The following is a 9,922-nucleotide window of genomic DNA, read 5'->3' as shown; positions in this document are numbered from 1 at the left end:
GCCAGGAGGACGCCGCCCCGGAGACCGCGACCGCCGCGCCCGCCGAGCCGCCCGCCAAGGCGACCGCGGTGCAGACCGCGCCCGACAAGATCGCCCTGGACGAGGACGACGCCGGCTTCGACCCCTCGGCCGAGGAGGAGGTCGAGGAGGTCAGCACCCGCGACCTCGACGACAACAGCTCGGTGATGGGCGACTCGGTCCACACCTACCTCAAGGCCATCGGCCGCCGCCAGCTGCTCACCGCCGAGCAGGAGGTCGACCTCTCCAAGCGCATCGAGGCCGGCCTGTACGCCGAGCACAGGCTGGAGACCGAGCAGGACCTGCCCGCCTCCTTCCGCGAGGAGCTGGAGTGGGTGGCCGAAGACGGCAACCGCGCCAAGGCGCACATGCTCGAGGCCAACCTGCGGCTGGTCGTCTCGGTGGCCAAGAAGTACTCCGACCGCGGCCTGTCCCTGCTGGACGTGGTCCAGGAGGGCAACCTCGGCCTGATCCGCGCGGTGGAGAAGTTCGACTACAACAAGGGCTACAAGTTCTCCACCTACGCCATGTGGTGGATCCGCCAGGCCATCCAGCGCGGCTTCGCCGACTCCGCCCGCACCATCCGCCTGCCCGTCCACGTCCTGGAGCTGCTGAGCAAGCTCAGCCGCGTCGAGCGCGACATGCACCAGCGGCTGGGCCGGGAGCCCACCCCGGAGGAGATCGCGGTCGAGATGGGCAAGAGCCCCGAGCAGGTCCGCGAGCTGCTGCGCACCAGCCGCCAGCCGATCAGCCTGGACTCCACCATCGGCGAGGACGGCGAGACCCGCATCGGCGACCTCATCGAGGACACCGACAGCCCCGAGGCCTCGGAGCTGGTCGACCGCCAGCTCATGGCCGACCAGCTGCGCCGCGCCCTGGCGGTGCTCTCCCCGCGCGAGGCCAAGATCATGGCGATGCGGTTCGGGCTCTACGACGGCACCCCGCGCACGCTGGACGAGATCGGCAAGCACCTCGGCCTCACCCGCGAGCGCATCCGCCAGCTGGAGAAGGAGTCGCTGTCCAAGCTGCGCCACCCCAGCAACGCCCAGCCCCTGCTGGACTTCGCGGTCTGAGTGGCATGAGGGGCGCCATCGCCGGGCATGAGGGATTCATCCCCCTATCCCGGAGTGCCGATGGCGACCCTCACCGTCTCCGCAGAACTCGCCGCCTCCCCCGACAGCCTGTGGCGCCTGCTGCTGCGGTTCGACCGCTACCACGAGTGGCTGGCGGTCCACGACTCCTTCCCCGAACCGCCCGAGACGCCGCCCAGGACCGGCGACGCCTTCGTCCAGTGCGTCACCGTCCTGGGCATGACCGGCGAGCTCCACTGGACGTTCGAGGAGGTGCTGCCCGCCCGCCTGGCCGTCCTGGAGACCCCGCTCACCGCCCGCGCGCGGCTGCGCGCCGCCTTCCGGCTCGAACCGCTGGGCACGGGGTCGCTGATGACCTGCCGCTACGAGGTGTTCGGCGGGCGCGCCGGGAGCGTGCTCGTGCGGGTCGCCGGAGTCGAGGCGCGCAGCCAGACCAGGGCCGCCATGGCCGCCCTCGACCTGCTGGCGGCGGGCGGCCGCCCCGAAGGGCTGGTGGAGACCGGCTGAGCGCCGCTCAGGCCACCTCCCGGACCCGCACGCCCACCTCGTCGTACCGGCGCAGGATCAGCCTCGCCAGCCCCTGGTGCGCGCCCAGGGGGGCGGCGGTGAAGTCCGCGCCCGCCGCCTCCAGCCTCCGCTGGAAGAACCCCGGCGCCAGCAGGTAGGACGCCACCGCCACGCTCCGCGCGCCGCCGCTCCTGGCCTCGGCCACCACGTCCGCCAGTGCCGGGCCCGGCCCGCCGACGAACCCGTAGGGCACCGGGCGGCCCAGCGCCCTGCCCAGCAGCCGGGCCGCGGACCGCACGTCGGCCAGGCCCCGCGGATCGGTCGAGCCAGCGGCGCCCAGCACCACCGCGTCGGCCGCCGTCGCCTCGCCCAGCCGGTCCACCAGCACGCCCGTCAGTTCACGGTGGGGACCGAGGGGGCGCGAGACCACGGCGTCCGCGCCCACCTCGGCCAGCTGTTCGGGGATGTCCACGTGGACGTGGTGGCCGCGGCCCAGCAGCAGCGGCACCGCCACCAGCGGCCCGTATCCCAGTTCCCGCACCGCCTCGCCCACCGACGGGGCGGAGATCTCGGCGTAGGCCTCCCCCACCGTCAGCTCCGGACGCGCCGCCCGGACCAGGGCCAGCAGCTCCCGGACGACCCGAGCCCCCGCGGGATCACGGGTGCCGTGCGCCACCCCGAGCAGAACCGACACGTCTACCTCCCCGATGTTCCGCGGCCGTCTCGGCCGCTACAAGCTCCCGCGGACCGGATCGCAGGCCAGCCGGTATCCGCGCTTGACGACCGTCTCGACGATCCCCGTCCGGCCCAGGCCCCGGCGCAGCCGCGCCACCGCCATCTCCACCGCGTGCTCGTCGGCCTGCGGGCGCCCGTTGTCGCGGACCGCCCAGGCCGAACCCGCGGCCACCACCCGCGAGGGCAGCACCCCGCACAGCTCCGCGCGCGAGACCACGTGGCCCGGACGGCGCGCCAGCGCCCGCAGGATCGCCATGGGCGCCGGGGCGATCGGCCTGAGCTGGCCGTCCAGCACGACCGCGTGGCCGCGCAGCTCCAGCGCGTGGCCCCGCACGTGCAGGCGGCGGGAGCGGCGGACCGGCAGGTTCTCCACCAGCGCCCGCACCAGCGCGCCGATGCGGGCGCGCTCCGGCTGGACCGTCGGCACCCCGTGCTCGGTGAGCGCGTTGGCGGTGACCGGCCCCACGCACGCCGCCACCACGTGGGTGCGCAGCGCCTCGATCAGCGCGTCCTCCAGCCCGTCCTCGGCGGCCACCGCCAGGGTGGCGCTCACCGCCGGGGAGCTGGTGAAGGTGATCGCATCGACCGTCCCGGCGACCGCCTGCCCGACGAGGCGGCGCAGCGGGGTCGGGTCGTCGGTCCTGGACCAGCGGTACACCGGCACCTCGATCACCTCCGCGCCGCGCTCGCGCAGCGCGTCGGTGAACTCCGGCAGCCGCTCGCCGTACAGCTGCACGGCGATGCGGGTGCCCTCCAGGCCGCACTCCAGGAGGTGCTTGAGCACCTCCTCGCAGCTCTCGGACTCCGGCGACCACGCCTCCTGCAGGCCCACCGAGCGGACCGCGCCGCGGGCCTTGGGGCCGCGCGCCATGACCCGGACGCCGCCCAGCCGCTCGACGAGCGCGTCCCGCATCCCCCATCCGTCGGCGGTCTCCAGCCAGGCGCGGAACCCGATCCCGGTGGTGATGACCGCGTAGTCCAGCGGCCGGTTCAGGCACTCCTCGGTGGCGTGCAGCAGTTCGGCGTCGTCCTGGAGCGGGACCAGCCGGATGGCCGGGGCGTGCACGACGCGGGCGCCCCGTCTTTCGAGCAGGGCGGCCAGCTCCTCGTGCCGGCGGGCCGCTGTCACCCCGACGGCGAACCCCGAGAGGGGCTCACTGTTGTTCAGCACACCCGCCTGAATCGTCACGTCATCACTTCCACACGGTCGCCGTTGAGCCTGATGGAATAGGTGGGGACGGACGTCGCCGGATCATCCAGGCACAGGCCCGTCGTCAGGTCGAAGACCTGCTTGTACATGGGGGACGCCACCGTCGGCACCCCGTTGCGGGAGCCGAGGATGCCCCGCGAGAGCACGTACGCGTTGCTGAAGGGGTCGAGGTTCGACAACGCGTACAGCTCGCCGTCGAAGGTGCGGAAGACGGCGACCTGCCTGCCCTCCACCAGCGCGCAGGCGCCCCGTTCGGGCAGGAGCTCGACATAGGAGCAGACGTCGACCCAGGTAGCGACGGCGGTAACGGTCACTTGCTGATCACCTCCAGGCTGGTGCCGGCCACCAGGACCGGCTTGATCTGGTCACGTTCGACCTCGAACGCGATGCTCGGGTCGGGGGTCTCGGGCGCGTTGACGAAGGAGACGAACCGGCTCAGCACCTCGGGGTCGTTGAGGGCGTCGTCCCATTCGTCGGAGTAGTCCGTCACGTGCCGGTCCATCGCGGCGTCCAGCTCGGCGCAGATGCCCAGCCGGTCCTCCAGGACGACCTCGCGCAGGTAGTCCAGGCCGCCCTCGAGTCCCTCCATCCAGACGGACGTGCGCTGCAGCCGGTCGGCGGTGCGGATGTAGAACATCAGGAACCGGTCGATGCAGGTGATGAGCTGCTCGTCGGTCAGGTCGGTGGCGAAGAGGTCGGCGTGGCGGGGCCGCATGCCGCCGTTGCCCGCCAGGTAGAGGTTCCAGCCCTTCTCGGTGGCGATGACACCGAAGTCCTTGGACTGGGCCTCGGCGCACTCGCGGGCGCAGCCGGACACGGCGGACTTGAGCTTGTGCGGGGCGCGCAGGCCGCGGTAGCGCAGCTCCAGCCGGATCGCCATGCCCACGGAGTCCTGGACGCCGTAGCGGCACCAGGTCGAGCCGACGCAGGACTTCACCGTCCGCAGCGACTTGCCGTAGGCGTGTCCGGACTCGAACCCGGCGTCCACCAGGCGCTTCCAGATCTGCGGGAGCTGCTCGACCCGGGCCCCGAACAGGTCGATGCGCTGCCCGCCGGTGATCTTGGTGTAGAGGCCGTAGTCGCGGGCCACCTCGCCGATCACGATGAGCCTCTCCGGCGTGATCTCCCCGCCGGGGATGCGCGGCACCACCGAGTAGGTGCCGTTCTTCTGCATGTTGGCCAGGAAGTGGTCGTTGGTGTCCTGCAGCGCGGCCTGCTCGCCCTTGAGGACGTGGCCGTTGCCGAGGCTGGCCAGGATGGAGGCGACCGTGGGCTTGCAGATGTCGCAGCCGCGGCCCGTGCCGTGCTCGGCGATGAGCCGGCTGAAGGCGGTGATCCCGCGGACGCGGATGATGTCGAACAGCTCGGCCCGGGAGTAGGCGAAGTGCTCGCAGATGGCCTTGCTGACCTCGATGCCGGCCGCGGCCAGCTCGGCGTCCAGCAGCTTCTTGACCAGCGGGACGCAGCTGCCGCAGCTGGAGCCGGCGCGGGTGCAGCTCTTGACCGCCGGGACGTCGCGCAGCTCGTGCTCGGCGATGTCGCAGCGGATCTTCTCGGCCGTCACGTTGTTGCACGAGCAGATCACCGTCGCGCCGGGCAGGTCGCCGCCGGCGGCCTCGGTGCCGCCGAAGAGCATCTGCTCGGGCGCGCCGGGCAGCGTGCCGCCCACGTAGGCGCGCAGCGTGGAGTAGGACTCGGCGTCGCCGACCAGGACGCCCCCGAGCAGTGTCCGGGCGTCGTCGCTGACCAGGAGCCGCTTGTAGACGCCGGCGACGGGGTCGGTGTAGGTGACGCCCAGGGCGCCGGCCGCGTCGGCGAAAGGGTCGCCGAAGCTGGCGACGTCCACGCCCATCAGCTTGAGCTTGGTCGACAGGTCGGCGCCCTCGAAGGAGGCGGAGCTGTCGCCGTCGAGCAGGTGGTCGACGACCACCTCGGCCATGGAGAAGCAGGGGCCGACCAGGCCGTAGACCATGCCGCCGATCAGCGCGCACTCGCCGATGGCGTAGACGTCGGGGTCCTCGGTGCGGCAGGCGGCGTCCACGACGACGCCGCCGCGCTCGCCGACCTTCAGGCCGCACTCCCGGGCCAGCTCGTCGCGCGGGCGGATGCCCGCGGAGAACACCACGACCTGCGCGTCGATCTCCGAGCCGTCCTGCAGCACGACCTTGGCGACCGCGCCGTCCTCGCCCGCCGCCAGGCGGGACATCGGGGTCCCGGCGTGCACGGCCATGTCCAGCGCCTCGATGTGGCGGCGCAGCATGGCGCCGCCGCCCTCGTCGAGCTGGCGCGGCATCAGCCAGGGCGCCACCTCCACCACGCCGCTGGCCAGGCCCAGGCCCTGGATGGCGCGGGCCGCCTCCAGGCCGAGCAGGCCGCCGCCGATCACCGCGCCGCTGGAGCGGCCCTCGGCGTAGGCGCGGATGGCGTCCAGGTCCTCGATGGTGCGGTAGACGAAGACACCGGGCAGGTCCTTCCCCTCCACCGGGGGGACGAACGGGGCGGAGCCCGTGGCCAGCACCAGGGCGTCGTAGCCCAGGACGCGTCCGGCCGAGGTGGTGACCGCGCGGGCCTCCCGGTCGATCGAGACGACCCGCTCGCCGGTGAGCACCGTGACCTCGTCGCCGTGCGGAGGGTAGGCCAGGTCCGCGCCCTCCAGGTGCGTGGTCAGCGCGACCCTGTCGTACGCGGTGCGCGGTTCCTCGCCGACGACCGTGACCTTCCATGCCCCTGCGGTGTCACGCTCGCGCAGGGCTTCGACCAGCCGGTGCGCGGCCGGGCCGTGGCCCACCACCACCAGGCGTTCCGGGGTTGCCTCTCCTCCAACTGCCATGACCAGATATTCGGAAGAGCGCGTTTCACGTCCGCGTCCCCATTGTCACCCCTGTGTTAAAACACGCTCACGTCGAGACACGCCCGTTGTCATGACGTGACCAGCAGTCGGACAAAAGGCGCTTTTTTCACCAAAACGCAAAGTCCGCCGTGACTCGAAGTCACGCCGGGTTCCGACACCGGCCGACCTGCGGTACCCCTTTCCCTCCTTGGCTTAATGTCGAGACATGTCCGACGCCGAGTACTTCGCCTCCCTCCCCCGTACCCGCGGGGCGGCCTCCGCCCTGCTCCTCGACGAACACGACCGCGTCCTGCTGGTCAAGCCCACCTACAAGGCCGGGTGGTTCCTGCCCGGCGGGGTGATCGAACAGGGCGAGTCCCCCCTCGCCGCCTGCCTGCGCGAATGCCAGGAGGAACTGGGCCTCGTCCCCGACCTCGACGGGATCGCCTGCTTCGACTGGGCGCCGCCCGAAGGCGAGATCGACGCCACCAACGTCTGGGTCTTCGCCGGCCGGATCACCGCCGCCCAGGTCGCCCGGATCGTCCTGCCGCCCGACGAGCTCTCCGGCCACCGGCTGGTGGCGCGGGAGGAGATCCCCGGCTTCGCCCCGCCGCACATCGCCCGCCGCCTGGAATCCGTCCTGGCCTCCCGGGGGCGCACGCTCTACCTGGAGGACGGGTCGCACCCGCGGGCCGCGCTCCCCCGGCCCGGCGCCCGCCGCTAGAAGAGGAGGCCCGCGGCCGTCAGGCGGGGGCCCGGTCGCGGATCTGCTCGGCGCCGGCCGGATCGCTGGACCTGGCGCAGTGCGCCGAGCAGTACCAGTGCCGGTCGACCTCCACCCCGTGGCCGATCACCCGGCACGAGCAGTGCTCGCAGATCGGCGCCAGCCGGCTGATCGCGCACTCGAAACTGTCGAACACGTGCACCGAACCCTGCGTGCGCACCTCGAACGCCAGGTCGTAGTCGTTACCGCAGACCTCGCACCTGCCCATGGCGAACTCCCCCCGAATCGCATCCCCAACGATGCGGACCTACCCTCGGGCCCGTCCGCTCATGCGCGGCTCACCTGCGGCGACGGGCCCGCACCGGGTTCTCCCTGGTCCATTCCTGGGAGCGGCCCGAGGAGCGCAGCACCCGGATCCACGGATCGTCCTCGCCGCACAGGGGCAGGTGCGGCACTCCCCACGCCCACGCGGTGAGGAGCACCTCGGGATCGGCGGGGCGGTAGTCCTCGCCGATCGCCCGCGCCAGGTCCCAGGCGTGCAGGTGCCACTCCACGCTCGCCGAGCCCGTGTGGTCGCCGACGGTGTACTTGGTGCCCCGGTAGATCAGGTGGGTGCGGTTCCAGAAGTCGGGGATCAGGTCGAGGTAGGCGTCCGCCGACACCGTGAACGACATGATCCGCTCCCGGCCCGACTCCGGCGGCAGGACCGCCAGCTCGGCGGCGTTCTGGCGGGCCTGCTGGCGGATGAGCACGGCCGTGGCGGTGTCCTGGGCGAAGAGCTTGGCCAGCCGGCTGTCGGGGGCGTCCTGCAGGTACTCCAGGTTGTTCTCCGCCACGCAGCGCAGATGCCCCGCCAGGTCGACCGCCAGCCACTCCGGGCAGGGGGTGAGGGCGTCCCAGTCCGTGCAGCGGGCCGCGAACCACCTGATGGCCGCGACGCCCGCCCGGTAGGACTCCAGCACCCGGTCCCCGTCGGGCGGCCTGCGATCCAAGTCGTCTCCCCCATCCCCCGCCGAGCCGCTGGCTCAGGTACCTCGCCACGCCGGTTACCCTCCGCGGCCGACCGCGTGCGCGCAGGTCAGATTCTCAGAGTTCCGGCCGCCGTGCCACTCGGCGCACAGCCGCGCCGGGAACACGTCCGCCGCGCCCGCGCGGCGGGCGCGGACTAGACCCGGGTGAGGGCCCGGAAGCTCAGCTTGTGCGCCTCGCGAGCGGTCCGCAGCCGGTCCAGTTCCTCACTGTAGGGGCGGACGGCGGCCTTCGCCCGCGCCTTGCGCCGAGAGATCTCGGCGGCCCTGGTGGAACCGTAGGTGCGCGGCCCCATCGCGACCCGCTCGGCCGCCTCCGCCGCGGCGATCGCCTCGCGCAGGGCGTCCTCCAGCGCGCCGTGCAGGCCCCGCACCTCGGTGCCGGAGGCGTGACCGCTCCGCGCCTGGAGCAGGGCGGCCTCGGCCCGCTCGACGGCGGCGATCCGGCCGGGGTACTCCCGGGCGGTCTCGCGGTCGGCGGCGTAACGCGCCGCGTCCTCCGGGCTGGTGCGTCGGCCGAAGACCATGATCACAATCCCTTCCGTCCACGTTCTGGGCCAGCAGCCTACGCGTCCGGGGCCCGCACGGCATCCCCGCGGCGAGGTTTCGTGCGGTCTTCTCGGGGGGCGCGCCCGCGGGCGCGCCGGAAGGTGTACCGCCCGCTGCCTTTACGTAGTAAGGTAAGGGGTGTCCGCCAGGATCGCCGCACCGCCGCGACCCCACGAGAGGCAGCCGTGAACACCCTGCGTGAACCGCTCACCCGCGACCGCATCATCCAGGCCGCGCTGCACATCGTCGACGGGCAGGGCCTGGGGCGCCTGACCATGCGCCGCCTGGGCGACGCCCTGCAGGTCGAGGCGATGGCGATCTACCACCACCTGCCGCGCGGCAAGGAGGAGCTGCTCGACGGGCTGGTCGCGCACGTGGCGGCCCTGCCCGCCGACACCCGGCCCCTGGCCGGGGAGGACTGGCGCGACCGCATCCGCGCCTGGGCCCGCGCCTACCGGACGCGGCTGGTCGAGCACGCCGGGGTGCTGCCGCTGGTCGTCACCCGCCGCAACCCCGCCGCGCTCGCCGCCACCTCCCGCTCCCTGACCGAGGTCCTGCGGCTCGGCGGCTTCCTGGAGGCCGCCGCGGCGCCCGCCGCGCACACCCTGCTGTCCTTCCTCATCGGCCACGCCGCCCTGGAGGTGCGCGGGCTGGAGGGCCCCCAGCCCTACCCGGTCGACTGGGACCGCCGGTTCGAGGACGGCCTGGAGGTCCTGCTGTCGGGGATGCTCACCGCGCTGCTGTAGGCGGCCTCACTCCTCCACGATGAGCAGTTCCAGGACGCGTGCGCCGGCGCCGCCCGAGACCCACGTCAGCGGGCGGCCCGGCGCCAGCCGGGCCAGCGCCTCGGGCACCGTGCCGACGATCTGCTCGGCCCGCACCACGCACAGGTGGTAGTCGGGCACCAGGGTCAGCGCCCGCCTGCCCTGGGCCGCGCCGCCGTCCAGCACGACCGTCCCGGACTCGGCGACGGCCAGCGCGCAGCCCGTCACCGCCCCGTCGGCCTCCGCCAGCTCGTCGTGCTCCAGCGGCGGGGAGTCGGCCAGCGCCTCCACGCCCCGCAGCCCCGCCAGCCATCCGAAGGGCAGGTCGGCCGGGACGGCGATGCGCCCGGCCCCGCGCGCCCACAGCGCCGCGGCCACGGCGGTGCCCAGGCCGTCGGCCCCCACGTGCCGGACCGCGGTGCCTCCCCCGGCGTGCTCGGCGGCCCGCTCGGCGAACAGGTCCACG

At 73.3% G+C, this 9,922-nt stretch carries 12 protein-coding genes; 4 read left to right on the top strand and 8 right to left on the bottom strand.

Annotated elements, in window-relative coordinates:
• Together ABD140_RS39315 and ABD140_RS39310 are read left to right on the top strand one after the other, a co-directional pair.
• Window positions 1–1,091: RNA polymerase sigma factor (locus tag ABD140_RS39315; protein WP_344248061.1), on the top strand; the 1,091-nt coding region annotated here is incomplete at its 5' end.
• 60 nt (window positions 1,092–1,151) lie between these two features.
• Entirely contained in the window at window positions 1,152–1,616 is a 465-nt protein-coding gene (locus ABD140_RS39310; RefSeq protein ID WP_344248059.1) for an SRPBCC family protein, read from the top strand.
• A gap of 7 nt (window positions 1,617–1,623) precedes the next feature.
• Here ABD140_RS39310 and ABD140_RS39305 read toward each other — a convergent pair whose 3' ends face one another.
• Genes ABD140_RS39305 through nirB form a run of 4 tightly spaced genes read right to left on the bottom strand, consistent with a single transcriptional unit; the run spans window position 1,624 to window position 6,391 of the window.
• Window positions 1,624–2,310 (bottom strand): sirohydrochlorin chelatase, encoded by a 687-nt coding sequence (locus tag ABD140_RS39305; protein ID WP_344248057.1) that lies wholly within the window; start codon window positions 2,308–2,310, stop codon window positions 1,624–1,626.
• 36 nt (window positions 2,311–2,346) lie between these two features.
• Window positions 2,347–3,540: a uroporphyrinogen-III synthase gene (locus tag ABD140_RS39300; RefSeq protein ID WP_344248055.1), complete on the bottom strand. Its 1,194-nt coding sequence runs from the start codon at window positions 3,538–3,540 to the stop codon at window positions 2,347–2,349.
• On the bottom strand, window positions 3,537–3,875 hold the full coding sequence (gene nirD, locus ABD140_RS39295) for a nitrite reductase small subunit NirD (RefSeq protein WP_344248053.1): 339 nt from the start codon (window positions 3,873–3,875) through the stop codon (window positions 3,537–3,539). Before nirD ends, ABD140_RS39300 begins: the two co-directional genes overlap by 4 nt.
• Window positions 3,872–6,391, bottom strand: a complete 2,520-nt coding sequence (gene nirB, locus ABD140_RS39290) for a nitrite reductase large subunit NirB (RefSeq protein ID WP_344248051.1) — start codon at window positions 6,389–6,391, stop codon at window positions 3,872–3,874. Before nirB ends, nirD begins: the two co-directional genes overlap by 4 nt.
• A 226-nt stretch (window positions 6,392–6,617) precedes the next feature.
• On the opposite strand from nirB, the gene ABD140_RS39285 reads away from it, so the two are divergent.
• Window positions 6,618–7,115 (top strand): NUDIX domain-containing protein, encoded by a 498-nt coding sequence (locus ABD140_RS39285; RefSeq protein ID WP_344248049.1) that lies wholly within the window; start codon window positions 6,618–6,620, stop codon window positions 7,113–7,115.
• A 19-nt stretch (window positions 7,116–7,134) separates the two neighbouring features.
• On the opposite strand, the gene ABD140_RS39280 is transcribed toward ABD140_RS39285, so the two are convergent.
• From ABD140_RS39280 to ABD140_RS39270, 3 genes are all read right to left on the bottom strand, one after another.
• A complete protein-coding gene (locus ABD140_RS39280) occupies window positions 7,135–7,383 on the bottom strand; it encodes a hypothetical protein (RefSeq protein WP_344248047.1) in 249 nt (82 codons plus the stop codon).
• Window positions 7,384–7,453: 70 nt separating this feature from the next.
• Complete coding sequence (locus ABD140_RS39275) at window positions 7,454–8,107, bottom strand: maleylpyruvate isomerase N-terminal domain-containing protein (protein WP_344248045.1); 654 nt, start codon at window positions 8,105–8,107, stop codon at window positions 7,454–7,456.
• Window positions 8,108–8,280: 173 nt separating this feature from the next.
• The gene (locus ABD140_RS39270) at window positions 8,281–8,670 is read right to left on the bottom strand and encodes a plectin (protein WP_344248043.1); all 390 of its coding nucleotides are present in this window, start codon (window positions 8,668–8,670) and stop codon (window positions 8,281–8,283) included.
• A gap of 207 nt (window positions 8,671–8,877) precedes the next feature.
• Here ABD140_RS39270 and ABD140_RS39265 point away from each other — a divergent pair, with 207 nt between their 5' ends.
• Complete coding sequence (locus ABD140_RS39265; protein WP_344248041.1) at window positions 8,878–9,438, top strand: TetR/AcrR family transcriptional regulator; 561 nt, start codon at window positions 8,878–8,880, stop codon at window positions 9,436–9,438.
• A gap of 6 nt (window positions 9,439–9,444) precedes the next feature.
• On the opposite strand, the gene ABD140_RS39260 is transcribed toward ABD140_RS39265, so the two are convergent.
• Window positions 9,445–9,922 (bottom strand): LutC/YkgG family protein (locus ABD140_RS39260; protein WP_344248039.1); only part of this gene is annotated, 478 nt, incomplete at its 5' end.

It is taken from the genome of Actinocorallia libanotica (genome assembly GCF_039525175.1).
In the GTDB taxonomy this organism is placed as follows: Bacteria; Actinomycetota; Actinomycetes; order Streptosporangiales; family Streptosporangiaceae; genus Actinocorallia; species Actinocorallia libanotica.
The sequence above is the reverse complement of the archived record's forward strand: the minus strand, read 5'-3'. Positions and strand labels throughout refer to the sequence as shown.

Bases quoted from the DNA above. Each gene is read 5' to 3' on its own strand.
- nirB (WP_344248051.1), bottom strand. From the start codon at position 6,391: ATGGCAGTTGGAGGAGAGGCAACCCCGGAACGCCTGGTGGTGGTGGGC.
- ABD140_RS39270 (WP_344248043.1), bottom strand. From the start codon at position 8,670: ATGGTCTTCGGCCGACGCACCAGCCCGGAGGACGCGGCGCGTTACGCC.
- ABD140_RS39280 (WP_344248047.1), bottom strand. From the start codon at position 7,383: ATGGGCAGGTGCGAGGTCTGCGGTAACGACTACGACCTGGCGTTCGAG.
- ABD140_RS39310 (WP_344248059.1), top strand. From the start codon at position 1,152: ATGGCGACCCTCACCGTCTCCGCAGAACTCGCCGCCTCCCCCGACAGC.
- ABD140_RS39285 (WP_344248049.1), top strand. From the start codon at position 6,618: ATGTCCGACGCCGAGTACTTCGCCTCCCTCCCCCGTACCCGCGGGGCG.